Here is a 24,929-nt window from a genome sequence, read left to right as displayed (position 1 = left end):
GAGGCTGCGCGATGGCACGGAACATCCAGTCGCTCGAACGAGCCGCTGCGATGCTGCGACTCCTGGCGGGCGGAGAGCGCCGGCTGGGGCTCTCCGACGTGGCCTCGTCACTGGGGCTGGCCAAGGGCACGGCCCACGGCATCCTGCGCACCCTGCAGGCAGAGGGCTTCGTGGAGCAGGACCCGGCCTCCGGCCGCTACCAGCTGGGCGCCGAGCTGCTGCGCCTGGGCAACAGCTATCTCGACGTCCACGAGCTGCGCGCCCGCGCCCTGGTGTGGACGGACGACCTGGCCCGGGCGAGCGGCGAGAGCGTGTACGTGGGCGTGCTGCACCAGAGCGGGGTGCTGATCATGCACCACGTGTTCCGGCCCGACGACAGCCGCCAGGTGCTGGAGGTCGGGGCCATGCAGCCGCTGCACTCGACCGCCCTGGGCAAGGTGCTGTCGGCGTACGACCCGGTCGCGCACACCCAGGCGCACGAGGTGGAGCGCGAGGCCTTCACCCCCCGCACGGTCACGGACGGCACCGACTTCGAGGCGATCCTGAGCCTGACCCGGGCGCGCGGCTGGGCCTGCGACGTCGAGGAGACCTGGGAGGGCATCGCCTCGGTGGCGGCGCCGATCCACGACCGGCGCCGGATGCCGGTGGGCGCGGTGGCGGTGGCGGGCGCGGTGGAACGGGTGTGCGGCGAGGGCGGTGAGCCCCGCGCGGCCCTCGTGGCCTCGGTGCGCGACTGTGCGCGCTCCGTTTCACGCGATCTCGGCGCAGGCCGGTTCTGACCTTCCCTTAGCAGGCTTCGGCCATCACCTGGCCCTGTTCTGCCCATTTTTCGCCATATCTCGACCTTCGAATGGCCGGATTTGGCTGATCGCACCTACGGGTAACGATCCGACACATTGGCCTGGCCGACCCTTGACGCATTCTTCACCTGGGCGGAAAACTGCCGTTCATCGGTCGGCATTGTCGAACACCTACCGGCAATACGCGCTAGGATGCGACAAGGCCAAGGACCGGTGCAGCACTCACCGAGTGCGCGGAACCACCGGAGGGACCCGGTGTCCGCCCACCCCTGGACGTACGTAAGGAGTCGCGGGTGTCCAGCTCCGACATCTTCATCGGCGAGACCATCGGTACCGCCCTGCTCACCCTGCTCGGTGGTGGCGTGTGCGCCGCCGTGACACTCAAGAGCTCCAAGGCCCGCAATGCGGGCTGGCTCGCGATCACCTTCGGCTGGGGCTTCGCGGTCCTGATCGCGGCCTACGTGTCCGCGCCGCTCTCCGGTGCGCACCTCAACCCGGCGGTCACCGTCGGCCTCGCCGTCAAGACCGGCGAGTGGGGCGACACGCCCGTCTATTTCGCCGGCCAGCTCCTGGGCGCCATGCTCGGCGCGGTCCTGATGTGGATCACCTACTACGGCCAGTTCCGCGTCCACCTCGCGGACCCCGAGCACATCCGCGACGCCAAGCTCGGCCCGGAGGACCCGCACCCGCACGACGTGGCCGGACCCGTGCTCGGCATCTTCTCCACGGGCCCCGAGATCCGTAACGTCGTGCAGAACCTCACGACCGAGATCATCGGCACCGCCGTCCTGGTCCTGGCGATCCTGACCCAGGGCCTCCAGGACGACGGCAAGGGCCTCGGCGTCATAGGTGTCCTGATCACGTCCTTCGTGGTGGTCGGCATCGGCCTCTCCCTGGGTGGCCCGACCGGCTACGCCATCAACCCGGTCCGCGACCTCGGACCCCGCATCGTCCACGCCCTGCTGCCGCTCCCCAACAAGGGCGGCTCCGACTGGGGTTACTCCTGGATCCCGGTGGTCGGCCCGCTCGTCGGTGCCGCGCTCGCCGGCGGTCTTTACAACATCGCGTTCGCCTGATCAGCATCTGCCGCGCTCGTAAGATCCGCACTGCACTCCTGATTCCGCCTACTCACCAGACCTGCCAGGAGCAGCCATCATGACCAGCAGCACCGGCCCCTTCATCGCCGCGATCGACCAGGGCACCACCTCCTCCCGCTGCATCGTCTTCGACCGCGACGGCCGCATCGTCGCCGTCGACCAGAAGGAGCACGAGCAGATCTTCCCGAAGCCGGGCTGGGTGGAGCACGACGCCACCGAGATCTGGACCAACGTCCAGGAGGTCGTCGCCGGCGCCATCGCCAAGGCCGAGATCACCGCCGCCGACGTCAAGGCGATCGGCATCACCAACCAGCGCGAGACCACCCTGCTGTGGGACCGCCACACCGGCGAGCCGGTCCACAACGCGCTCGTGTGGCAGGACACCCGCACCGACTCCCTGTGCAAGGAGCTCGGCCGCAACGTCGGCCAGGACCGCTTCCGCCGCGAGACCGGCCTGCCGCTGGCGAGCTACTTCGCGGGCCCGAAGGTCCGCTGGCTGCTCGACAACGTCGAGGGCCTGCGCGAGCGCGCCGAGGCGGGCGACATCCTCTTCGGCACCATGGACTCCTGGGTCATCTGGAACCTCACCGGTGGCGCCCAGGGCGGTGCGCACGTCACGGACGTCACCAACGCCTCGCGCACCATGCTGATGAACCTGCACACCCTGGCCTGGGACGAGAAGATCGCTGAGTCGATGGGCGTCCCGCTCAACGTGCTCCCCGAGATCAAGTCCTCCGCCGAGGTCTACGGCCACGTCAAGGACGGCGTCCTCGCCGGCGTCCCGGTCGCCTCGGCGCTCGGCGACCAGCAGGCCGCGCTGTTCGGCCAGACCTGTTTCGCCGAGGGCGAGGCCAAGTCCACGTACGGCACCGGCACGTTCATGCTCATGAACACCGGCGACAAGATCATCAACTCCTACAGCGGCCTGCTGACCACGGTCGGCTACCAGATCGGCGACCAGAAGCCGGTCTACGCCCTGGAAGGCTCCATCGCCGTCACCGGCTCGCTCGTCCAGTGGATGCGCGACCAGATGGGCCTGATTAAGTCCGCGGCCGAGATCGAGACCCTGGCCTCCTCCGTGGAGGACAACGGCGGCGCCTACTTCGTGCCGGCCTTCTCCGGCCTGTTCGCCCCGTACTGGCGCTCCGACGCCCGCGGTGTGATCGCCGGCCTCACCCGGTACGTCACCAAGGCGCACATCGCCCGTGCCGTCCTGGAGGCCACCGCCTGGCAGACCCGCGAGATCACCGACGCCATGACCAAGGACTCGGGCGTCGAGCTCGCGGCCCTCAAGGTCGACGGCGGCATGACCTCCAACAACCTGCTGATGCAGACGCTCTCGGACTTCCTGGACGCCCCCGTGGTGCGCCCGATGGTCGCCGAGACCACCTGCCTCGGCGCCGCCTACGCCGCCGGCCTGGCCGTCGGCTTCTGGCCCGACACCGACGCCCTGCGCGCCAACTGGCGCCGCGCGGCGGAGTGGACCCCGCGGATGCCCGCCGACCAGCGGGACCGCGAGTACAAGAGCTGGCTCAAGGCCGTGGAGCGTTCCATGGGCTGGGTCGACGACGAAGACGCCAGCTGATCCGCACCAGCTGAGTCAATCGACGAGGAGCTGAAAGAGATATGAGCACCCTGCAGAGCGTCCCCGCCCTGGGTACGCACCCGACCGCCGGCGCGAACGCGAGCCGTGCCGAGACCCGCGAGCAGCTGGCGAAGGCCACGTACGACCTGCTGGTCATCGGCGGTGGAATCCTGGGCACCTCGGTGGCCTGGCACGCCGCGCAGTCGGGTCTGCGGGTTGCCATGGTGGACGCCGGCGACTTCGCCGGCGCCACCTCCTCGGCCTCCTCCAAGCTCGTCCACGGTGGCCTGCGCTACCTGCAGACCGGCGCGGTCAAGCTGGTCGCGGAGAACCACCACGAGCGGCGGGTGCTGGCCAAGGACGTGGCCCCGCACCTGGTCAACCCGCTCACCTTCTACCTGCCGGTCTACAAGGGCGGTCCGGTGGGTGCGGCCAAGCTGGGCGCGGGCGTCTTCGCCTACTCCGCCCTCTCGGCCTTCGGCGACGGCATGGGCAAGGTCATATCCCCGGCCCGTGCCGTCGCCGACAACCCCGGTCTGAAGACCGACAACCTCAAGGCCGTCGCGGTCTACTACGACCACCAGATGAACGACTCCCGCGTCGCCGTCATGACGGTCCGCGCGGCCGTCGAGTCGGGCGCGGTCGTCCTCAACCACGCCGAGGTCACCGGCCTGCGCAAGACCAACGGCCGGGTCACCGGCGCCGAGCTCAAGGACCGCCTGGACGGCACCGAGTTCGGGGTCGACGCACGCGTCGTGCTCAACGCCACCGGCCCGTGGGTGGACCACCTGCGGCGCATGGAAGACAAGCACTCGATGCCGTCGATCCGCCTCTCCAAGGGCGCGCACATCGTCATGAAGCGCAAGTCGCCGTGGAAGGCCGCCATGGCCACCCCGATCGACAAGTACCGCATCACCTTCGCCCTCCCGTGGGAGGACCAGCTGCTGCTCGGCACCACCGACGAGGTGTACGAGGGCGACCCGGCGGACGTGCGCGCCACCGAGTCCGACATCCAGCAGATCCTGGACGAGGCGGCCTTCTCGGTGAAGGACGCCGACCTCGACCGCTCGCTGATGACGTACGCCTTCGCCGGCCTGCGCGTGCTGCCCGGCGGCCCCGGCGGCGTGGAGAAGGCCAAGCGCGAGACCGTCGTCTCCGAGGGCGCGGGCGGCATGCTCTCGGTCGCCGGCGGCAAGTGGACCACGTACCGCCACATCGGCCGCGTCGTCATGGACAAGCTGGCCAAGCTCCCGGGCAGCCCGCTGACCGAGGACATGGAGCCGGTGAAGTCCCTCGTGCGCCGGATCGCGCTGCCGGGTGTCGCCAACCCGAACGCGGTCGCGCACCGTCTGCTGGTGGACCGTGAGCCCGGCACCCGCATGGACCCGCTGACCGCGCGCCACCTGGCCTCCCACTACGGCTCCCTGGCCTTCGACATCGCCCGCCTGGCGAACGAGGACCCGGCGCTGGCCGAACGCATCCACCCGGACGGTCCGGAGATCTGGGCGCAGGTCGCCTACGCCCGTGACAACGAGTGGGCCGAGACGGTCGACGACGTGCTGCGCCGCCGCACGACGGTGACGATCCGCGGCCTGGACGACGACTCCGTGAAGGCCCGGGTCGAGGAGATGCTGGCCCGCAAGGCATAGCTCTCACGCAGGTGGGGAAGAGGGGCGGTTCCGAGGGGAACCGCCCCTCTGTCGTGGGCTGTGGCCGGTGTCCCCACAAGGCTTAGGCTGACCCACGTACGCAAGGAACTTCGGAAGGAGACCTGGGTGATCGAGCTTGAGGGCGTGCCCGAGCTGATCGACCCGGTCATGGTGGCCGCGTTCGAGGGCTGGAACGACGCGGGTGACGCGGCCTCCGGTGCGGTCGCACACCTGGACCGGGAGTGGAAGGGCGAGGTCTTCGCGGCTCTGGACGCCGAGGACTACTACGACTTCCAGGTCAACCGGCCCACGGTGTGGCTGGACAACGGGGTACGGAAGATCACGTGGCCGACGACCCGGCTCTCGGTGGTCCGCATCGGCGGGGCCAAGCCGCGCGACCTGGTGCTGGTACGCGGAATCGAACCGTCCATGCGGTGGCGGTCGTTCTGCAACGAGATCCTCGGCTTCGCGCACGAGCTGGGCGTCGAGATGGTGGTCATCCTCGGGGCGCTCCTGGGGGACACGCCGCACACCCGGCCGGTGCCGGTGAGCGGGGTCACCTCGGACGCGGACCTGGCGCGGACCATGGACCTGGAGGAGACCAAGTACGAGGGCCCGACGGGCATCGTGGGCATCCTCCAGGAGGCCTGCACGCACGCCGGGGTGCCGGCGGTGTCGCTGTGGGCGGCCGTGCCGCACTACGTGTCGCAGCCGCCGAACCCGAAGGCGACGCTGGCCCTCCTGAACCGGCTGGAGGACCTGATCGACATCAGGATCCCGCTGGGCGAACTGCCGGAGGACGCCCGCGCCTGGCAGCTGGGCGTGGACCAACTGGCCGCCGAGGACAGCGAGGTGGCGGAGTACGTCCAGACGCTGGAGGAGGCGCGGGACACCGCCGACCTGCCGGAGGCCTCGGGCGACGCGATCGCGCGGGAGTTCGAGCGGTACCTGCGGCGGCGGGATCCGGCGGCGGGCCCGGAGACGGCCACGGACACCGGCTCGTACTTCCGGGACCTGTCGGGCGGCCGCCCCCAGCCGAAGCCGAAGCCGGAGGAAGCAGCGGACCAGAACGGCCCGGCCGGCCCGGACGCCCCGGCGGAAGGCCCGGCGGAGGGTCCCGCCGGGGGCGACGGAGAGGGCGACGGGGAGACCCCGTAGCCCACCGGCACCGGACGAAGCCGTGAAACGGCAGGAGCGCGCCCCCGGCACCGGGCCGGGGGCGCGCTCCTGCCGTTTCCTAGAGCGCTACGCCCAGGAGGGCGTCCACGGTCCGGGAGACCAGGCCGGGGGCCGACTCGTCGTCGCCGTCGGTGGCGTTCTGGAGCTCCACCCAGCGGTCCACGGCCGCCAGCGCCCCGGGGGCGTCCAGGTCGTTGGCCAGGGCCTCGCGGACCTCTTCGAGGACCGCGTCCGCCGGGATGCCGTCCGGCCGGGACACCGCCGCGCGCCACCGCTCCAGGCGGGCCACGGCCTCGTCGAGGACGGCGTCCGTCCACTCCCAGTCCGCCCGGTAGTGGTGCGAGAGCAGGGCCAGGCGGATCGCCGCCGGGTCCACCCCGGCGCGGCGCAGCGCCGACACGAAGACGAGGTTGCCCTTCGACTTCGACATCTTCTCGCCGTGCAGGGCGACCATGCCCGCGTGGACGTACGCCTGGGCCATCGGGAACTCGCCCGTCAGCGCCTGGGCGTGCGAGGCGCCCATCTCGTGGTGCGGGAAGGCGAGGTCGGAGCCGCCGCCCTGGATGTCGAAGCCCATGCCCAGGTGGTCCAGGGCGATCGCGACGCACTCGATGTGCCAGCCCGGCCGGCCGCGGCCCAGCGAGCCGCCGTCCCAGCTCGGCTCGCCCGGACGCGCCGCCATCCACAGCATCGGGTCCAGCGGGTTCTTCTTCCCCGCACGGTCGGGGTCGCCGCCCCGCTCCGCCGAGAGCAGCCGCATCGCCTCGGCGTCGAGGTGGGAGACCCCGCCGAAGTGCGGGTCGGACTCCACCGAGAAGTAGATGTCGCCCTCGAGCTCGTACGCGGCGCCCGCGTCCCGCAGCCGCTCGACCAGAGGCACGATGCCGGGTATGGCCTCGACGGCTCCGATGTAGTGCTGCGGCGGCAGCATCCGCAGGGCCGTCATGTCCTCGCGGAAGAGCGCGGTCTCGCGCTCGGCCAGCTCGGTCCAGTCGTGGCCGTCGCGCAGCGCCCGCTCCAGGAGCGGGTCGTCCACGTCCGTGACGTTCTGGACGTAGTGGACCTGCCGCTTGGTGTCGAGCCACACGCGCTGCACGAGGTCGAACGCGTTGTAGGTCGCCGCGTGACCGATGTGGGTCGCGTCGTACGGGGTGATGCCGCAGACGTAGATGCGGGCGACGGGACCGGGGGCGAGGGTGATCGTCCCCTGGGTCGCGGTGTCGTGGATCTGGAGGTCGCGGCCCTTGCCAGGAAGGGCGGGGACCTCAGAAGCGGGCCAGGCATGCATGTCTCGAGCCTAACCGGACGGATGTTCCGGAAACGAACTGGACCTGCACTGTTGTCTTGATCGGCACTCTTGCGGTCTGGCTGGTTCTGTGCGTACCGGCGATGGCCGGTTCAGACCGGTGGCCAGGGGATCGACGGCCACTGCCCGGACGGCAGCGGATGCGTCCCGGTGCGCAGCATGTGCGCCACCCGCTCCCGTACGGCGGCCAGCTCGGCCGCCGTGATCAGTTCGGCCAGCCGGGTGGCGAGGGGGGCTCCCTCGGCCAGTTCCGCGGCCAGCGCGGCGAGCGCCTCGCGGGCCTCGTCCGGCAGCGGCTCCCCCGCCCAGCCCCACAGCAGGGTGCGCAGCTTGTCCTCGGTGTGGAAGGTCACGCCGTGGTCGATGCCGTAGATCCGCCCGTCGGGCGCGGGCAGCAGGTGCCCGCCCTTGCGGTCGCCGTTGTTGATCACGGCGTCGAGGACGGAGAGCCGCCGCAGCCTCGGGTCGTCGGCATGGACGAGCAGGGCCGTGCGGCCCTCGCCGACCTCGGCGAAGGCCACGGGCTTCCAGCCCTCACCGGCCTCCTCGCCCTCGACGAGCGCGAGGAGCTCTTCCTGCGGGGAGTCCTCCTGCGGCTGCCGGGCCTCGATCCACTGCTGGACCATGCCCTCGCCGTAGGGTCCGTCGCGCAGCACGGTGGCGGGCACCAGGCCCCAGCCGGTGGCCTCGGAGACCAGGTAGGCGGCGACCTCCCGCTGGGCGAGGCTGCCGTCGGGGAAGTCCCACAGCGGCCGCTCCCCCTTGACCGGCTTGTAGACGCAGTCGGCGCTCGCGCCGTCGTAGGTGACGGTGCACAGCAGGACCGCGTTGGACGCCTCGCGGATCCGGCCGACGACGGTCAGCTCGCCCTTGGCGAGCAGTTCCTCCATGTCCCCCTGGCCCGTCACGCCTGGCGCCGGTAGCCGTTCTGGCGCGGGCACACGTGCCCCTCCGGGTCCAGCGGCAGGCTGCACAGCGGACACGGCGGGCGGCCGGCGTTGACCACGTCCAGGGCTCGCTTGGCGAAGGCGCGGGCCTGGGCGCCGGTGAGGCGGACCCGCAGCATCGGCGGGCCGTTCTCCTCGTCCTGGAGCAGCCGCTCCTCCGCCTCGGCGAGGTCCTCGTCGGACTCGGCGTCGAGCTCCACCAGGGCCTGGGCCTCGACGATCATCCGCTGCTCCTCGCCGTCCCAGGCCAGGGCCATGGTGCCGACGCGGAACTCCTCCTCGACGGGGACGTCCAGCGGGGCGGTGTCGGCGGCCTCCGTCGGGGCCATGGCAGGGACCGGGGCGTTTCCGCCGGTGCGCCGCACGACCTCGTCCAGCAGCTCGTCCATCCGCTCGGCCAGTGCGGCGACCTGGGTCTTCTCCAGGGAGACGCTGGTGACGCGGGGGCCGGAGGAGGCCTGCAGGAAGAACGTACGGCGTCCCGGCAAGCCGACCGTGCCGGCCACGAAGCGGTCCGGCGGGTCGTAGAGGAACACCTGACGGGGCACGTCCAGTCTCCAAGTCTCGGCGGCGGGGGCGGGTCTGCGCCCGTGTGTGGGCCCGTCCACCCTACTGCGCCGCGCGATCACACCGCGCCCGCGCCGCCCCCCACGACGGCGTTCCCGGAGTCCTCGGCGTCCTTGTCGGAGGCGACGGGCTCGGGTGCGGCCGGGCGCCGCACGAGGGAGCCGAAGTCCCCCGTGTCGCCGAGCCGGAACACGAACGGGCGGGTCGGCGTGTAGCGGATCGCCGTCACCGAGCAGGGGTCGACGTGGATGCGCTGGAAGAGGTCCAGGTGCATGCCCAGGGCGTCCGCGACAAGGGACTTGATGATGTCGCCGTGCGAGCACATCAGGAAGACGGCGTCGCTGCCGTCGCTCTCCTCGATCCGCGCGTTCCACTCGCGCACGGCGTCCACGGCGCGCGCCTGCATGGCCCGCATGGACTCGCCGCCGGGGAAGGCGGCCGCCGACGGGTGCTGTTGCACGATCTTCATCAGCGGTTCTTCGGAGAGTTCGGAGAGCTTGCGCCCGGACCAGTCGCCGTAGTGGCACTCGCCGATCCGCTCGTCGGTGTGGAGTTCCAGCTCGGGCCTCGCCGCCAGCAGGGGTGCGAGGGTCTCCCGGCAGCGTTGCAGCGGGCTGGTGACGGCGGCGGCGAGCGGCACGCCCGCCAGCCGTCCGGGGAGCGCGGCGGCCTGCTCGGCGCCGCGCTCGTCGAGGGCCACGCCGGGGGTCCACCCGGCGAGCAGCCCTGCGGTGTTGGCGGTGGACCGCCCGTGTCGTACGAGGATCAGCGTGGCCATGAGGGCCAGCGTAGGCGGTGCCGGACGGGTGCGGGCCCGTCGGCGGAGGGGGAGAATGTTCGGCGTGATTGTCGACTGCGCGATTTACCGGGACGGTCGGCGCGCCGAGGGTCCCCAGGACTTCTCGGACGCCCTGGACGAGGCCCGGGCGAGCGGTGACGCCTTCCTCTGGATCGGCACGTACGAGCCGACGGAGGCGGAGTTCGATCACGTCCGCCGGGAGTTCGGCCTGCACCCGCTGGCGGTGGAGGACGCGCTCAACGCCCACCAGCGCCCCAAGCTGGAGGTGTACGACGACTCGCTGTTCGTCGTGCTGAAGCCGGTGCTCTACGACGAGGCCACGGACACGGTGTCCGCGGGCGAACTGATGCTGTTCATCGGCGATTGCTTCGTCGTCACGGTCCGGCACGGCGAAGGGGCCCCGCTGGCCGCCGTGCGCCACCGGCTGGAGCAGGAGCCGGACGTGCTGCGGCACGGCCCGACGGCGGTGCTGTACGCGGTGTCCGACGCGGTGGTGGACCACTACATCGAGGTGGCGGCCGAACTGCAGTCGGACCTGGAGGAGCTGGAGGCGGAGGTCTTCGCCCCGAACGCCTCGGACACCAAGAACACCGCCGCCCGGATCTACGGCTTCAAGCGGCAGGTGCTGGAGTTCCGGCGGGCGACGAGCCCGCTGCTGGCGCCGATGGACCGGCTCGCCTTCGGGGAGGTGCCCTTCGTCCACGAGCACGCCCAGCCGTTCTTCCGTGACGTCGCCGACCACCTGACCAAGGCGAGCGAGTACATCGAGGGCCTGGACCGGCTGCTGTCGGACGCGCTGGCCGCGCACCTCGCACAGACGGGCCTGCGGCAGAACGACGACGTGCGCAAGATCTCGGCCTGGGCGGCGATCGCGGCCGTCCCGACGATGGTGGCGGGGATCTACGGCATGAACTTCGACCACATGCCCGAGCTCCACCAGTGGTGGGGCTATCCGGCGGTGCTGGCCCTCATGGCGTGCGCCTGCCTGGGCCTGCACCGGTTGTTCAAGCGCCGCGGCTGGCTCTAGGCGTACTCGGGGGTGGTGACGGGTGCGCCGCCGAGGGCGTTGCGCCGTTCGGGCATGCGCAGGTCGACCATCCGGTGCCAGCCGCTGAAGCGCTCGTACGCGTACATCGCGCGGATGCCGGCGGCCAGCAGGGCCGCCTTCGGCGCGGGCCAGTGCAGCAGCCGGCCCATGTGGTCCATCACGGCGAGGCTCACCTCGCGGTAGACGGCGATCTCCGCGAGCGCGCTCTCGCGGAGCACCCGCTGGATGGTCCGGCCGTGGCCGGCGCGGGCCAGCCGCAGCAGTTCCTCGTGGCAGTAGGCGAGGTGGTTGTCCTCGTCGTTGCTGATCATGTGGATGGCCTTGCCCACCACGGGGTGGTCGCCGAAGTACTTGACCAGCATGTCCATCTGGTCGGCGGCACGCTGTTCGGTGACGCGGCTGTGCGCGAGGTAGACGACGATGTCCTCCTCGCTCAGTGCCTCCTGACGGCGCAGCTTGTCGTGGGCGAGACCGATGCCGCGACGCTCCAGCAGCATCGTGTAGTCGGTCTCGGGCGGCACGGGGACGGCCTGCAGGCCGCGCTTGCGGAGCAGGGCGTGGAAGATCCGGCCGTGCTTGTCCTCGTCGGCACCGTGCCGGGTGATCTTGGGTGCGAGGTCGCGCATGGCGTCCGGCACCAGGGCCGCGATACGGGCGTTCTCCCAGCCGCCCTGGGCTTCCCCACTGGCGGCGATGGAGCAGAACAGCTGGAAGGAGTCGTCGTTGTCGACGATCTCCTGGAACAGGCTGCGGGCAGAGAGCATGCAACGAGTCAAACGCCGGTCCGCGGGGCGGGCAACCGAGGGGTGGCGGTACTCGTCCGAATGAACGAACCCCCGGCCGGGCCCGCGTGCGTAACCCCGCGGGCGTCCGGCGCGTTGTTGGCTGTGTCGGCCGTGGCGGGGAAGACCCCCGAGCCCCCACCACGGCCGCAGAACCCATCGGCGGCAGCCGGCTCAGGCGAGGCCCGCGCGCTCCATGGCCTCGGTGCCGGCGCGCAGGGCGGCGACCCGCTCGTCCAGGGTGAAGCCGGCCGGGGCGAGCGTGAGGGTGGTGACCCCGGCCTCCGCGTAGGCCCGCATCCCGTCCGCGATCCGCTCGACCGGGCCGAGCAGCGTCGTCGAGTCGATCAGCGAGTGCGGGACGGCCTCGGCCGCGCCGGCTTTGTCGCCGGCCAGGTACTTGTCCTGGATCTCGGCGGCTTCCTTCTCGTAGCCCATGCGCTGGGCCAGCTGGTTGTAGAAGTTCTGCTTCCGGCTGCCCATGCCGCCCACGTACAGGGCGGTGTACGGGCGGAACATGTCGGCGAGGGCGGTCACGTCCTCGCCGAGGGCCAGCGGCACGGTCGGGCAGACGTCGAACCCGTCCATCGTCAGCCCGGCCTTCTCGCGGCCCGCCCGGATGTGGGTGAGCGCGGTGGCCTCCAGGTGCTCGGCGGCGGGGAAGATCAGCAGGGCGCCGTCGGCGATCTCGCCGGTCTGCTCCAGGTTCTTGGGCCCGATGGCCGCGATGTAGAGCGGGATGTGCTCGCGCTCGGGGTGCACGGTCAGCTTGATCGGCTTGCCCGGGCCGCCCGGCAGCGGCAGGGTCCAGTGCTCGCCCTCGTAGCTCAGCCGCTCGCGGGACATGGCCTTGCGGACGATCTCCACGTACTCGCGGGTGCGGGCGAGCGGCTTGTCGAACTTGACGCCGTACCAGCCCTCGGAGACCTGCGGGCCGGAGACGCCGAGGCCGAGCCGGAAGCGGCCCTTGGTGAGCGAGTCGAGGGTGGCCGCGGTCATCGCGGTCATGGCGGGCTGCCGGGCGGGGATCTGCAGGATCGCCGAGCCGACGTCGATGCGCTCGGTCTGGGCGGCCACCCATGCGAGGACGGTCGGGGCGTCCGAGCCGTAGGCCTCCGCCGCCCAGCAGACGTCGTAGCCGAGGCGGTCGGCCTCCTGGGCGACGGCGAGGTTGTCGGCGTCCATGCCCGCACCCCAGTAACCGAGATTGATGCCGAGCCGCATGTGTCGTCCCCTTACCGGTGTACCGATCAGTAACGTTGGTGTGCGGGGACTGTAGCGCGCCCGGGTGCTCCACGTCAGCGCCCCAGTAGTCTCAGCGCTCATGGAGCAGAGGCATCTCGGCCGCACCGGACTGCGCGTCTCCCGGATCGGCCTCGGCACCCTCACCTGGGGCCGCGACACCGGCGAGGAAGCCGCCGCCGAACAGGTGAAGACGTTCTGGGAGGCGGGCGGCACCCTCGTCGACACCGCCGACGTGTACGGCGACGGGGAGGCGGAGTACCTCCTCGGGCGGCTGGTGGGAGGGCTCGTCCCGCGCCGGGACCTGGTGATCGCGACCAAGGCGGGCAGCGTGCCCGACCCCGACCGGCGCTTCGACGGCTCGCGCGGCCATCTGCTCGCCGCCCTGGACGACTCGCTGGACCGGCTGGGCACCGACTACGTCGACCTGTGGCAGGTGCACGCCTTCGATCCGGCGACCCCGGTGGAGGAGACCCTGCAGGCCCTGGACCTGGCGGTGAGCAGTGGCCGGGCCCGGTACGCGGGGGTGGCCGGCTTCTGCGGCTGGCAGCTGGCGAAGGCGGCGACCTGGCAGCTCGCGGCCCCGGGGGTACGCACCCGGATCGCCTCGACGCAGATGGAGTACTCCCTGCTGCAGCGCGGCGTCGAGCGGGAGGTGCTGCCGGCCGCGCTGGACCTGGGGGTCGGCCTGCTGCCCTCCTCGCCGCTGGGCCGCGGGGTGCTGACGGGCAAGTACCGGGAGGGCACGCCGGCCGACTCCCGGGGCGCCTCGCAGTCCCTGGCCGCGCTGGTGGAGCCGTACCTGGACGAGGCGGCGGGCCGGATCGTGGACGCGGTGGTGACGGCGGCCCAGGGGCTGGCCGTGACCCCGCTCCAGGTGGCCCTGGCGTGGATCAGGGACCGGCCGGGGGTGGTCGCGCCGATCGTCGGCGCGCGGACGTCGGCGCAGCTCGCGGCGGCCTTGTCGGTGGAGGAGCTTAGTCTTCCGGAGGAGATCTGCCGGGCGCTGGACGACGTGTCGGCGCCGGAGCACCGCTATCCCGATCAGGACTGGAGCACGCTGTGAGTACGGACCGCCAGGCCGATACCGCTACCGCTGCCGCGGAAGAACCGGCCGCGGCGCAGGCCGGCACCGCTGACGCGGAAGACCGGGCCGAGATGCAGGCCGACTCGAACGGGCCCGAGGCCGGAGCCGAGGCTGCCGCCGCGGCGCACGGCGAAGCCGACACCGCTGGCGCGGCAGACCCGGCCGATTCGGGCCGGCCCGGGACGGGGCCTGCCGAGCCGCACGGTGGGGGCGGCGGGGGCGGCCGGGGGTCGGAGCCCCCCGTAGGCGACCCGGCACGTGACGAGGACCCGGGGGCGGAGCCCCCGGTTTCGGGAAGGGGCGGGATGGGGGAGAGCCCCGCAGGGCCCGACGACGCCGGACCCGAGGCCGAGGGAGAGGCGGGGACCGGACCCGACGGTGGGGCCGAGGACGAGGCCGGGTCCGGGGCCGCAGCCGAGGGGGAGGCCGGGGGCGAAGCCCGGGAGGCGGGGGCTGAGCCCGCCGCAGGCGGCGGGCTCAGCGAGGCCCAGGCCGAGCTGGCCGCGCAGAAGGTCGAGCGGGAGCGGATCGCCCGGCGCAAGGCCGAGCGGGACCATCCCGTCGAGGCCGGCGCGAAGCTCAGCGGGAAGGCCGCCGACCTGCTGGCCGCCGTACGGGCCGTGGAGAGCGGCGCGAAGCCCTCCGCCGTCTACTTCGACGAGGCACCGGCCGCGCCCCGCAAGGCGGCCCCCGCTCCCCCGGCGCCGCGTCCGGCCGCTCCGGCGCCGGCGCCGGCGCCCGTACCCTCGGCCGACGTCGTCGACGGCGTACGGGCCGTCCTGGCCCGCGGTGGCGCTCCCGAGTCGCTGGCGGGCCCCGTGGCGGCGGCCCTCGGCGACGGAGCCGCGGAGGAGCTCGCGGAGAACCCGTGGCGGCTGCTGGCGGTCCCCGCCGTGCGCCCGACGCAGGCCGACGGCTTCGCCCGCGCGCTGCTGGGCGCCGGGGCCGGCCCCGGGGACGAGCGCCGCACGGGCGTCCTGGTGGGCTGGCTGCTGGACCAGGCGGGCCTGAAGGGGCACACCGCACTGGAGGCCCCGGTCCTGGAGAAGGCCCTGGCCCAGTACGGCGTGCCGGATCCGGGCGAGGCGCTGGAGCAGGCCATCGCGGAGGCCTCGGTACTGGTCTTCCACGAGCCCCTCGGCCCGCCGGTCGAGGAGGGGGAGGAACAGCCGGTACGGATCCTCGTGGGCCTGGAGGGTGCCGCGATGGCCGAGGAGAGCCTGGCCGACGGCTTGGCCCGGCTGGCCGGCACCTTCGGCGGCCCGGCGGACTGGGAGCAGGCCGCCGCGGCAGCGCCGGACGGGTCCACCGGCGAGCTGATCCGCGCGGTCGCCGGCCACGGCCTGGTCACCCACACGGGTGGTGAGGCCGCCCGGGCCGAGCCGCTCGCGCTGGCCGCGGCCGCCCGTGGGCTGGGCCTGCGCGTCTGCGTGGCCGCGCACGCCGCAGGCGGCCACGACGCGGTGACGGTGGCGGAGCTGCTGTCCGGTCAGGAGGGGCCCGGGCGGGACGCGGACGGGCAGTTCGCGCTGGACCTGCTGGTCGTGCTGGACGCGCCGCAGCTGGATGTGGAGAGCGCGGCCGCGCTGGTCGAGGGCGTGCCCGACGGGGCCCGGCTGGTCCTGTCCGGGGATCCCGGAGTGCTCGGCTCCGCGGGGGCGGGGCGGGTGTTCGCCGATCTCCTGGCGGCGCGTACCTGCCCGCAGCTGGTCTCCCGCACCCCGGACCCGGGCCCCCTCGGCGAGCTCGTCTCCGGCGTGGGCATCGGGGAGCTGAACCAGGTCGACGCGCCCGGCAAGGAGGTCGTCATCGTCCCGGTGCAGGACGCCGGGGAGGCCGTGCACCGCGCGGTGCAGCTGGTGGCCGAGTCGGTGCCGCGGGCCTTCGGGATCCCGGCGGACGGCGTGCAGGTGATCACCCCGGGTCACGGCGGCTCCGCGGGGACGCGGGCGTTGAACGCCGCGCTCAAGGAGCGGCTCAATCCCGGCCCGGGCCGGTTCGGCGGCTTCGACCCCGGGGACCGGGTGGTCCACGTGCCGTCCCCGGGACAGGCCCTGCCGGCCCGTGTCGTGTCGGCCGACGCCCAGGGGCTGCACCTGGACCGCGCGGGCGCGCGGATCGTCGTACCGAAGGAGCTCGTCGAGTCCCAGGTGCGGCACGGCTGGGCGATGACGGCGCATCAGGCGGTGGGCGCGCGCTGGCCCGCGGTGGTCGTCGTACTGCCGGGTGACGCGGCGCAGGCCCTGTCGCGGGACTGGGTCTACACGGCGTTCGGGCGGGCCGAGCGGCACCTGTCGGTGGTGCACGGCGTCGACCAGGCGCTGCCGCGCGCGGTCGCCGAGGTGCTGCCCAAGCCGCGTACGACGCGGCTGGCGGGTCTGCTGAAGGCCCTCGCGGCGGCGGGCGAACAGCCGGAGCAGTAGTCGGCCGTGGCCTCCCGCCCCTCGGGGCGGGAGGCCACGGCGTGCGGTCGCGCCCGCTCTCGCGGTCAGGCGGGGGTCGTCAGGCCCGGCCGTGCGGTTTCGTCCTCGTCCTCGACGTCCTCGTCCTCGACGTCGTCGAACTCGTCCGCCTCCTCGTCGAAGACGGAGCTGACGTCGAACCGGTGCAGGACGTCCTGCGGGTCGATGTGCCCGAAGGGCGAGCCCAGCCACTCCCCCGGTTCCGCCACCTCCTCCGAGGCGGCGATCCAGAGCGTGGAGTCGCCCTCCTCCAGCCCGAAGTCCTTGCAGCGGGAGGCGATCTCGTCGGGTTCGTACTCCCCGAAGAGCACGCCGAGGGCGTCGGCGCTGCCGCCGTCGTGGACGAAGTCGGCGTCCCGGTCGTGCGCGGCGACACGCTCGGCCTGCGCGATCAGCCGCGCCGGTTCGACGACGGCGTAGTCGCGGCGGATGAGCACGCTGAAGGCGGCGGGTTCGGCGGGGCCGGTGTACGGGACGCCGTCCTCGGGCGTCGGGATCTCGAAGGGCGTGACCTCGTCGTAGCGGTCGTAGAGGAGTTCGTCGTACTCCTCGGCGGCGGCGGCGAGTTCGTTGAAGGCGGCGTAGACGTCCGGATCCTCGTCCCCGATCCTGCGCTCGACCGCGGCGAGGTGACGGTCGAGCGCGGCCTTGACCGCCTCGGCGGCGGCGCGGACCTCGGCAACAGTGGGCAGAGCGGCATCAGACATAGAGCAGACGCTATCCGTAGCAGGGCTCTGCCCGCACAATAGATGCGATGCCGGAATACGAATTTGTCGACGTGTACGTGCCCCGCGGGGTTCCTCGCAAGGAAGCGACCCGCCTGCTGACCGACCATGCCGAGTACGGGAACTGGGAGATCGACCGGCTGAGCCTGCACCGGGACGGCAGCCGCCGCGTGCGGCTGCGCCGCCGGATCATCCGCCAGGTCCGCGCGACCTGGTGAGCGCGGGCCCCGGGGGCGGGGCCCGCGTCGTGAGCAACCGTCAGGCGGCGTTCCGGGAACGCCGGTAGAGCACGGTGCCGGCCAGCAGCAGGCCACCCGCGATCGGGAGGCCGGCGGTCAGGACGTCACCGGAGCCGGTGGCGGCGAGACCGGGGTTCGCCCCGGTCCCGGTGCCCGTTCCCGTACCGGGGTGCGTGACGGGGGTGCCCGTACCGGTGCCCGGGTTTCCGGGGGTGCCCGGGGTACCGGGGGTGCCCGGGTTGCCGGGAGTACCGGGGTTCCCAGGGTTGCCGGGAGTACCCGGGTTCCCAGGAGTACCGGGGTTACCCGGGTTCCCGGGGTTGCCGGGGTTGCCGGGGTTCCCAGGGTTGCCCGGGTTCCCAGGGTTGCCCGGGTTGCCGGGGTTGCCCGGGTTGCCCGGGTTCCCAGGGTTGCCGGGGTTGCCCGGGTTGCCGGGGTTCCCGGGGTTGCCCGGGTTCCCAGGGTTGCCGGGGTTCCCGGGATTGCCCGGGTGGTCGTCGCACGGTTCGTCGTCGCCCGGGTGACCGGGGTTGCCCGGGTGTCCCGGGTGGCCGGGGTGACCCGGCTTGCCGTGGCCCGAGGCGTTGGCGCAGTGGTTCCCGAAGGCCGGGTTGAGGCCTCCCACCACCGTCACCGTGTTCCCGCAGGCGTTCACCGGCGCCTCCACGGGCGCCTGCACGGTGTTCCCGGACAGCAGGCCCGGAGAGTTCTTCGCATGCCCTGTAGCGGCGGAATCCGCGTGTGCGTAGCCCCCGCCCAGCGCGAGGACACCCCCCGCGGCAGCCATGGTGATCAGGGTCTTCCTGGTGACCTGTGCCGGTCGTCGCATCTGTACTCGTCCCCTGGTGTGTACGTGTCGGCCGGCGCTCGGAGGCCCGGCCGTCCAGGCTCCCCCGCCTGGTACGCCGATGAATGGTTCCGGGCCGTAAAAGGCCGGTGGCCCCGGAGCGCTGGATTGCGCTCCGGGGCCGAAGACTTCAGACGCGTCAGGCGTTGACGCAGGTGTTGCCGAAGGCCGGGTTCAGCAGGCCGATCACGGACACGGTGTTGCCGCAGACGTTGACCGGGATGTGGACCGGGACCTGGACGACGTTGCCGGACAGGACGCCGGGGGAGCCGATGGCCGCACCCTGTGCACCCGCGTCGGCGACGGCCAGACCCGCACCCGCGAGAACCAGACCACCGGTGGCAGCCGCAGCGGCGACAACCTTCTTGAGCATTGTTCCTCCTAGTAGGCAAAGTGCGGTCCCAGCCGCGGACCGCACCACCTGTAACGAGGAGGGATCACCAGGGCTACGAGCGTATGAGTGCATTCACTCTTCTCAGTGGAGTGCGCACACCTTCTCGAATCTCAGGCGTTGTCGATGAATCGGTCGAGCACGCGCACCCCGAACTTCAGTCCTTCCACCGGCACCCGCTCGTCAACGCCGTGGAACATCCCGGCGAAGTCCAGCTCCGGCGGCAGCTGCAGCGGCGCGAAGCCGAAGCAGCGGATGCCGAGGTCGTCGAAGGACTTCGCGTCCGTGCCGCCCGAGAGCATGTACGGGACCGCCCGCGCGATCGGGTCCTCCGCCTTCAGGGCGCCCTGCATCGCCTCCACCAGCCGGCCGTCGAAGTCCGTCTCCAGCGCCTTGTCGCCGTGCACGTCCTCCCGCTTCACGCGGGGGCCGAGGATGCGGTCCAGGTCGGCGAAGAACTCGTCCTCGTAGCCCGGCAGGAAGCGGCCGTCGACGTGGGCCGTCGCCTGGCCCGGGATGACGTTGACCTTGTAGCCGGCGCCGAGCATCGTCGGGGCGGCCGAGTTGCGCAGGGTCGCGCCGACCATCTTGGCGATGCCGCCGAGCTTGGCGAGCGTGGCGTCCATGTTGTCCGGGTCCAGGGGGGTGCCGAGCGCGTCCGAGAGCTCGTCCAGGAAGGACCGTACGGTCTTCGTCACGCGCACCGGCCACTGGTGGCGGCCGAGGCGGCCCACGGCCTCGCACAGCTCCGTGATGGCGTTGTCGTTGTTGGTCATGGAGCCGTGGCCCGCGGTGCCCTCCACCGTCAGGCGCATCCAGTGCATGCCCTTCTGGGCGGTCTCCACGAGGTAGAGCCGGAGGTTCTCGTTCACGGTGAAGGAGAAGCCGCCGACCTCGCCGATCGCCTCGGTGACGCCCTCGAACAGGCCCGGGTGCTTGTCGACGAGGTGCCGGGCCCCGTAGATGCCGCCCGCCTCCTCGTCGGCGAGGAAGGCCAGCACGATGTCCCTCGGGGGCTTGCGGCCGCTGCGCATCCGGTCGCGGACGACGGCGAGCGTCATCGCGTCCATGTCCTTCATGTCGACGGCGCCGCGGCCCCACACGCAGCCGTCGGCGATCTCACCCGCGAACGGGTCGTACGTCCAGTCCGCGGCGTTGGCCGGAACCACGTCGGTGTGCCCGTGGATCAGCAGCGCGGGCCGCGTGGGGTCCTCCCCCTCGATCCGCGCCACCGTCGAGGCGCGGCCCTTGTGGGATTCGAAGATCTGCGGCTCCAGCCCGACCTCGGCGAGCTTCTCGGCGACCCACTCCGCCGCCTTGCGCTCCCCGGGGCCCGAGTGGTCTCCGTAGTTGCTGGTGTCGATCCGGATGAGGTCCCGGCAGAGGTCGACGACCTCGTCCTCGCCGGAAACGGTCTTGCCCGCGCTCGACTCGCTCACGCTGCTTCCTCCCACTGATCCACTCAGTACCGAACGTTCCCATCCTCGCCCCCCGGGCCGCTGTCCCCAAGGGCGATCCCCGGCCGTCGGGGGGTGTGATCGAGGACCCCCCGCCGTTTGGTAATGTTTTCCACGTCGGAACGGCCCGCGAGGGACGGACGGCACACACCCGGTCCGGGTGGCGGAATGGCAGACGCGCTAGCTTGAGGTGCTAGTGCCCTTTATCGGGCGTGGGGGTTCAAGTCCCCCCTCGGACACAACAGGAGGACCCCGCTTCGGCGGGGTCCTCCTTCGTTCCCGGGAGCGGCCTCGGCCGGCGCCGGGCACGCGGCGGCGGCCCTGGAATGTTTGGTAGTGTTTCGCTCGTCGCAACGGCCCGCGAGGGACGGACGGCACACACCCGGTCCGGGTGGCGGAATGGCAGACGCGCTAGCTTGAGGTGCTAGTGCCCTTTATCGGGCGTGGGGGTTCAAGTCCCCCCTCGGACACAACAGCGAGAGGCCGGTCGGGAGAAATCCCGGCCGGCCTCTCGCGCGTCCGCGCCCCTGTTGTTGCCCCCACCGGCGGTCAACCCCTCACTCAGGGTGAAGGCCGGTGGCGGGCCGGGATGCCTGGTCGTACGCTCCGGTGGCTTCCGTGCTCCGTGGTTGCGGAACCCTCGAGGGCCGGCCGTCGAGGAGCGCCGTGCCCAGCTCCGCGGCCAGCAGCCTGTGGGTTCCGTGCCAGGTGGGCGCGGGCGCCGCGAACCGGCGCAGGGCGGCCCGGTCGACGGCGTGCAGGACGCTGTACACCAGGAAGCCCAGCACGAGCACGGTGGCGATGAGGCCGTAGATCGGCATGTAGGCCGAGTCGAACATGGAGCGCGCCTCGTCGACTTCCCTGGCGTTGATGCCGAAGAAGGCGAAGAGCAGTCCCAGGGTCGCTGTGATGGTCGTAATGAAGGTGATGGCGACCACGGTCCGCACCCGCCGCCGGTCCGCGGCCCTGAGCTCCGTCGACTCGACCGACGTCAGCTCGGCGGCTGTGGCATTGCCGAGGCGCTGGAGCGTCTGGCTGACGGCTGCCGCGCGCTCGGTGAGACCCATGGCCTCGTACAGGGCCGAGTGGTAGGAGGTGGGGCGCAGCGAAGGAACGAGGGTGGCCAGATCCGCGGGGACCTCGACGCTGTAGCCGAGCTCCAGCTCCAGGTGCCCCTGGGCCGTGGTGATCCTCTCCAGGAGGGCGCGCCGATCGCGCGGAGAGGCGTTCCCGCCGGGCCGCGCACGGAATCGCCGTGCGTACGATTCCGCCAGCACGCGGATCTCCCGGAGGCGGGCGGCGGAGGCGACGGCCTGGACGGCGGAAAGGAAGGCCGCGTTCTCCACGTAGTCCTGGTGTCCGGTCAGCAGGCTCACGTAGGGGCCCAGGACTCCCGAGGTGGTCGGGCGCCGGTTGAGCTCGTCGGGCGTGCACAGCGGGTCGAGCCCCGGGCGGACGGGGAGGTCGGCCCGGTAGATGATCCGTTGCGCGACATCGGGTGTCGGGACGTCACTTGCCGAGGGCGACGCCCGGAGAACGAGCTGGTGCCTTTCGGGCAGCAGCCCCGAGGGGACCGTGCCGATCCGCGCCGCGGCCAGCTGCTCGACGTCCTCACCTCCGAAGGTGACCTCGGCGTAGTACAGGTCCTCGAGGAGCGGGATGCACTGCAGGAGCGGCGCGGCGACGTCGAGGGTCAGGGCGAGCATGATCTGGCCGGAGGGCGCCGCGAACTGCCACAGGGTGGCTGCTGTCGGAGGGTCCTGCCCGGCGGCCCGCCATCGGCGCGCGTCGAAGCCTGCCAGATCCAGGCGCCCGCTCTGCAGGACGCGGGGCAGCTGGTCGGCATGGCGGTCGTAAGCTGCGCCGAGGCGCCCCAGATTCAGCATCGCGGACGGGCGCAGGGACGCGACCTCGCTGTCGCCTCCGTCACTCGTGTCGGGGGCGTAGGTCCATGAGGTGGCGTACACGGTGGTGAGTCTGGTGCCGAGGCGTGAGACGTACGGATCGAACGGCGCCGCGGCTCCTGGAGACGCATCCGGGCTCGGCTCGGACTCAGAGGGCGTGCCAGCGGGCGACATGGTCCCCCTCTCGCAGGGAGGTCATGCGGATGGAGAACTCCTCGGCGGCCGCGGCCGAGTGGGGGACGTTCTGCATGAGCCAGGTCGTCATGCCGAGCTCGCGCACGGTGCGCAGCAACCGGTACTCGTGCCGGCGGGTGACGTCCGCTCCATAGAGGGTGCAGAACTCGTCGTACTCGTTCTGCACCAGGCCGAACCGGTCGACTGCCGTCGCGGTGGGGAGCAGGTCCCAGCTGCGCGGGCCGAGTGCCACGGCTTCGTAGTCGATGAGCAGCACCCGGTCGCCGTCGCGCAGCAGGTTGCCCCGGTGCGCGTCGCCGTGGACGAGGCCGACGTCGGGGTCGGAGGCGACCAGGTCGCGGAATGCGGCTTCGTTGGCGTCGCAGGCCGCTGTGAGGAAGGCGAGGTCCTTCTCGGAAACCGCGGCGTCCGCTCCGGTGCCGTCGGGGGTGCCTGCCGTACGGAGCCGGTCGCGCATGACCGGGAACGGGTCGAGGGACGGCAGCGGGAAGTCCGGGGCGGGCAGGGCGTGAAGATCACGCAGGAGCGCGGCGAGATCCGCCAGCGCCGGTGTGGGTTCCGTGGGCGGCACGTACTCCCAGAAGGTGACCAGCCGACCGTCCGACGGTAATGGCTGGGGAATCTCGTCGCGGGGCGGCAGGCCCGGGAAGCCTTGTGCGAGCAGCCATCGGGCGGTGGCCAGTTCCTTGTCGACCTTGTCCCGCGCGGTGTCGGAACGGGCGACGCGGTAGACGAGGCCCTGTGCGGGACTGGCGAAGAGGGCGTTCTCGCCCAGCCGGAGCAGGCGAAGATCGTGGGGGTGGGGGGCGCCGGCGTCCCGGACGGCCCCCAGCACGGCACGTGTGGCTGCGGATTCAGTGAACGGGCTTTTACCTGCGGGAAGTTGAGATCGACTCATAGCCGGATCAGCTTCACGAGCCCGCGAGGGGGTGTCAAGGGTGCCACTCCCCCTCCGAGCAGGGCAGGGGCGGGAAGCACTGGACCCCGCGCCGGGTCGGCACGGGGTCCAGGAGGGTGGGGCAGTGCGAACGTCAGTCGCGGTCGGCGGCCAGTTCGGCCACTCGGCCGCGGACCAGGAACCAGCCGCCGACCAGGGCGGCGGCGATGGCCGGGAGGAGCATGACCGTGGTGCGGCCGACGCCGCCGTCGCTCCACATCAGGACCAGGACCGTGACGAGGAAGAGCAGGGTCGCGATCTGGGTGTAGGGGGCCCAGGGCAGGCGGTAGGACGGGCGGGAGACCAGGCCGTTCTTCGAGCGGTGCCAGAAGAAGAGCGAGCAGAGCATGACCATGCCCCAGGTGCCCAGGATGCCGATGGAGGCGAGGTTGAGGACGATCTCGAAGGCCTCGCCCGGCATCCAGTAGTTCAGGCCGACGCCGGCGACGCCGAAGGCGGCGGTGAACAGGACGCCGCCGTAGGGGACCTTGCCCTTGTTCATGACGCCGGTGAACTTCGGGGCGGAGCCGGACAGGGCCATCGAGCGCAGGATGCGGCCGGTGGAGTACAGGCCCGAGTTCAGCGAGGAGAGCGCGGCGGTCAGGACGACCAGGTTCATGATGCCCGCGGTGCCGGGGATGCCCAGCTTGTCGAAGACGGTCACGAACGGGGACTGGTCGGCGGAGTAGGCGGTGTACGGGAGCAGCAGGGCCAGCAGGACGACCGAGCCGACGTAGAAGACGCCGACGCGCCACATGATGGAGTTGATCGCCTTCGGCATGATCTTCTCCGGGTTCTCGGTCTCGCCCGCGGCGACGCCGCACAGCTCGACGGAGGCGTACGCGAAGACGACGCCCTGGACCACCAGGAGCATCGGCAGCACGCCGGAGGGGAAGAGGCCGCCGTTGTCGGTGATCGTCGCGAGGCCGGGGGTGTGGCCGTCGATCGGGTGGCTGGTGGCGACCAGGTAGATGGCGACCAGCATGAAGATCACCAGGGCGCTGACCTTGACGATCGAGAACCAGAATTCCATCTCGCCGAAGTACTTCACCGAGATCAGGTTGGCGGTGAGGACGATGGCGAGCGCGATGAACGCGAGGACCCACTGGGGGACGTCGGTGAACGCGGACCAGTAGTGGGCGAACACGGCGGCGGCCGTGATGTCGGCCACGGTGGTCGTGGACCAGTTCAGGAAGTACAGCCAGCCGGCGGTGTAGGCGCCCTTCTCGCCCATGAACTCACGGGCGTAGGAGACGAAGGCGCCGGAGGAGGGCCGGTAGAGGACCAGCTCGCCGAGGGCCCGGACCACGAAGAAGGCGAAGACGCCGCACACCGCGTAGGCGATCGCGAGGGAGGGGCCCGCGCCGGCGAGGCGGCCGCCGGCGCCGAGGAACAGGCCGGTGCCTATCGCTCCGCCGATCGCGATCATGTTGATGTGGCGGGACTTGAGGTCCTTGCTGTAACCCTCGTCACCGGCGTCGACATGGCGGGAGGGCGCCGGGGCGGGGGCCTCGGTCATGGTGCGGTCACTCATGTATGACATTCGCCTTCGTGGGTGGGACAGGCAGCCCGGAGGGCCCCGCAGGGGAGCTGGGTGGTGTCCCCTGTGACGCGTTCCGGGTGTTTTGATCGCCATAGGAGACCACGAGGCTCGGCCAGCCGCCAAAATCGCCCCCTGTACGTC

22 protein-coding genes and 2 tRNA genes are annotated in these 24,929 nt (G+C 71.9%); 11 read left to right on the top strand and 13 right to left on the bottom strand.

The genetic code is table 11. The features are described from left to right. Positions 1–11 precede the first annotated feature (11 nt). From OHA91_RS29520 to OHA91_RS29500, 5 genes are all read left to right on the top strand, one after another. A complete protein-coding gene (locus tag OHA91_RS29520; RefSeq protein WP_031153881.1) occupies positions 12–779 on the top strand; it encodes an IclR family transcriptional regulator in 768 nt (255 codons plus the stop codon). A 314-nt stretch (positions 780–1,093) separates the two neighbouring features. Further along, positions 1,094–1,876: an MIP/aquaporin family protein gene (locus tag OHA91_RS29515; RefSeq protein ID WP_031153883.1), complete on the top strand. Its 783-nt coding sequence runs from the start codon at positions 1,094–1,096 to the stop codon at positions 1,874–1,876. A 79-nt stretch (positions 1,877–1,955) separates the two neighbouring features. Next, the gene (gene glpK, locus OHA91_RS29510) at positions 1,956–3,482 is read left to right on the top strand and encodes a glycerol kinase GlpK (RefSeq protein WP_031153885.1); all 1,527 of its coding nucleotides are present in this window, start codon (positions 1,956–1,958) and stop codon (positions 3,480–3,482) included. A 41-nt stretch (positions 3,483–3,523) separates the two neighbouring features. Continuing rightward, the gene (locus OHA91_RS29505; protein ID WP_031153887.1) at positions 3,524–5,131 is read left to right on the top strand and encodes a glycerol-3-phosphate dehydrogenase/oxidase; all 1,608 of its coding nucleotides are present in this window, start codon (positions 3,524–3,526) and stop codon (positions 5,129–5,131) included. A 126-nt stretch (positions 5,132–5,257) separates the two neighbouring features. Continuing rightward, positions 5,258–6,289, top strand: coding sequence for a PAC2 family protein (locus OHA91_RS29500; RefSeq protein WP_051893363.1), 1,032 nt, complete (start codon positions 5,258–5,260; stop codon positions 6,287–6,289). 79 nt (positions 6,290–6,368) lie between these two features. On the opposite strand, the gene mshC is transcribed toward OHA91_RS29500, so the two are convergent. From mshC to OHA91_RS29480, 4 genes are all read right to left on the bottom strand, one after another. Beyond that, on the bottom strand, positions 6,369–7,598 hold the full coding sequence (gene mshC / locus OHA91_RS29495) for a cysteine--1-D-myo-inosityl 2-amino-2-deoxy-alpha-D-glucopyranoside ligase (RefSeq protein ID WP_031153892.1): 1,230 nt from the start codon (positions 7,596–7,598) through the stop codon (positions 6,369–6,371). A 110-nt stretch (positions 7,599–7,708) separates the two neighbouring features. Then, complete coding sequence (locus tag OHA91_RS29490) at positions 7,709–8,557, bottom strand: SCO1664 family protein (protein ID WP_266502900.1); 849 nt, start codon at positions 8,555–8,557, stop codon at positions 7,709–7,711. Continuing rightward, positions 8,521–9,111, bottom strand: a complete 591-nt coding sequence (locus OHA91_RS29485) for a DUF3090 domain-containing protein (protein ID WP_030963750.1) — start codon at positions 9,109–9,111, stop codon at positions 8,521–8,523. The genes OHA91_RS29490 and OHA91_RS29485 overlap by 37 nt, the downstream gene beginning before the upstream one ends. Before the next feature lie 77 nt (positions 9,112–9,188). Continuing rightward, complete coding sequence (locus OHA91_RS29480) at positions 9,189–9,908, bottom strand: histidine phosphatase family protein (RefSeq protein ID WP_328740335.1); 720 nt, start codon at positions 9,906–9,908, stop codon at positions 9,189–9,191. Between the two features lie 55 nt (positions 9,909–9,963). On the opposite strand from OHA91_RS29480, the gene corA reads away from it, so the two are divergent. After that, positions 9,964–10,956, top strand: a complete 993-nt coding sequence (gene corA / locus OHA91_RS29475; RefSeq protein WP_031153900.1) for a magnesium/cobalt transporter CorA — start codon at positions 9,964–9,966, stop codon at positions 10,954–10,956. Here corA and OHA91_RS29470 read toward each other — a convergent pair. Both OHA91_RS29470 and OHA91_RS29465 read right to left on the bottom strand, forming a co-directional pair. Beyond that, positions 10,953–11,741, bottom strand: a complete 789-nt coding sequence (locus tag OHA91_RS29470; RefSeq protein WP_031153902.1) for a hypothetical protein — start codon at positions 11,739–11,741, stop codon at positions 10,953–10,955. The two genes, corA and OHA91_RS29470, sit on opposite strands and share 4 nt — an antisense overlap. A 192-nt stretch (positions 11,742–11,933) precedes the next feature. Then, complete coding sequence (locus OHA91_RS29465) at positions 11,934–12,983, bottom strand: LLM class F420-dependent oxidoreductase (RefSeq protein ID WP_328740334.1); 1,050 nt, start codon at positions 12,981–12,983, stop codon at positions 11,934–11,936. A gap of 100 nt (positions 12,984–13,083) precedes the next feature. On the opposite strand from OHA91_RS29465, the gene OHA91_RS29460 reads away from it, so the two are divergent. Together OHA91_RS29460 and OHA91_RS29455 are read left to right on the top strand one after the other, a co-directional pair. Next, entirely contained in the window at positions 13,084–14,067 is a 984-nt protein-coding gene (locus OHA91_RS29460; RefSeq protein WP_031153906.1) for an aldo/keto reductase, read from the top strand. Positions 14,068–14,393: 326 nt separating this feature from the next. Beyond that, positions 14,394–16,511, top strand: coding sequence for an ATP-binding domain-containing protein (locus OHA91_RS29455; RefSeq protein ID WP_328740333.1), 2,118 nt, complete (start codon positions 14,394–14,396; stop codon positions 16,509–16,511). Between the two features lie 65 nt (positions 16,512–16,576). Here OHA91_RS29455 and OHA91_RS29450 read toward each other — a convergent pair whose 3' ends face one another. Continuing rightward, entirely contained in the window at positions 16,577–17,257 is a 681-nt protein-coding gene (locus OHA91_RS29450; protein WP_031153910.1) for a hypothetical protein, read from the bottom strand. A 47-nt stretch (positions 17,258–17,304) separates the two neighbouring features. Between OHA91_RS29450 and OHA91_RS29445 the strand changes: the two genes are divergently transcribed. After that, positions 17,305–17,493: a DUF5703 family protein gene (locus OHA91_RS29445; protein WP_030037337.1), complete on the top strand. Its 189-nt coding sequence runs from the start codon at positions 17,305–17,307 to the stop codon at positions 17,491–17,493. 40 nt (positions 17,494–17,533) lie between these two features. Here the strand turns inward: OHA91_RS29445 and OHA91_RS29440 are convergent, their stop codons facing one another. The 3 genes from OHA91_RS29440 to OHA91_RS29430 all read right to left on the bottom strand — a co-directional run bounded on the left by OHA91_RS29440 (position 17,534) and on the right by OHA91_RS29430 (position 20,191). Then, positions 17,534–18,301: a chaplin gene (locus tag OHA91_RS29440; RefSeq protein ID WP_328740332.1), complete on the bottom strand. Its 768-nt coding sequence runs from the start codon at positions 18,299–18,301 to the stop codon at positions 17,534–17,536. A gap of 199 nt (positions 18,302–18,500) precedes the next feature. Next, positions 18,501–18,734: a chaplin ChpH gene (gene chpH / locus OHA91_RS29435; RefSeq protein ID WP_030963738.1), complete on the bottom strand. Its 234-nt coding sequence runs from the start codon at positions 18,732–18,734 to the stop codon at positions 18,501–18,503. A gap of 131 nt (positions 18,735–18,865) precedes the next feature. Beyond that, positions 18,866–20,191: a M20/M25/M40 family metallo-hydrolase gene (locus tag OHA91_RS29430; RefSeq protein ID WP_031153916.1), complete on the bottom strand. Its 1,326-nt coding sequence runs from the start codon at positions 20,189–20,191 to the stop codon at positions 18,866–18,868. Positions 20,192–20,363: 172 nt separating this feature from the next. Between OHA91_RS29430 and OHA91_RS29425 the strand changes: the two genes are divergently transcribed. Both OHA91_RS29425 and OHA91_RS29420 read left to right on the top strand, forming a co-directional pair. Then, positions 20,364–20,448 (top strand) — tRNA-Leu (locus OHA91_RS29425). Positions 20,449–20,594: 146 nt separating this feature from the next. Next, positions 20,595–20,679, top strand: a tRNA-Leu gene (locus OHA91_RS29420). An 87-nt stretch (positions 20,680–20,766) separates the two neighbouring features. Here OHA91_RS29420 and OHA91_RS29415 read toward each other — a convergent pair. From OHA91_RS29415 to OHA91_RS29405, 3 genes are all read right to left on the bottom strand, one after another. Beyond that, positions 20,767–22,176, bottom strand: a complete 1,410-nt coding sequence (locus tag OHA91_RS29415) for a hypothetical protein (RefSeq protein WP_328740331.1) — start codon at positions 22,174–22,176, stop codon at positions 20,767–20,769. An 85-nt stretch (positions 22,177–22,261) separates the two neighbouring features. After that, positions 22,262–23,143 carry an aminoglycoside phosphotransferase family protein gene (locus tag OHA91_RS29410; protein ID WP_328740330.1) on the bottom strand — a complete coding sequence of 294 codons (882 nt, stop codon included), beginning with the start codon at positions 23,141–23,143 and terminating at the stop codon, positions 22,262–22,264. 196 nt (positions 23,144–23,339) lie between these two features. Next, positions 23,340–24,779 (bottom strand): amino acid permease, encoded by a 1,440-nt coding sequence (locus tag OHA91_RS29405; protein ID WP_031153918.1) that lies wholly within the window; start codon positions 24,777–24,779, stop codon positions 23,340–23,342. Between the last annotated feature and the right edge of the window lie 150 nt (positions 24,780–24,929).

This window comes from Streptomyces erythrochromogenes (assembly GCF_036170895.1).
In the GTDB taxonomy this organism is placed as follows: domain Bacteria; phylum Actinomycetota; class Actinomycetes; order Streptomycetales; family Streptomycetaceae; genus Streptomyces; species Streptomyces erythrochromogenes.
Note: the sequence above shows the minus strand (reverse complement) of the source record. Positions and strands in the feature narration are given on the sequence as shown.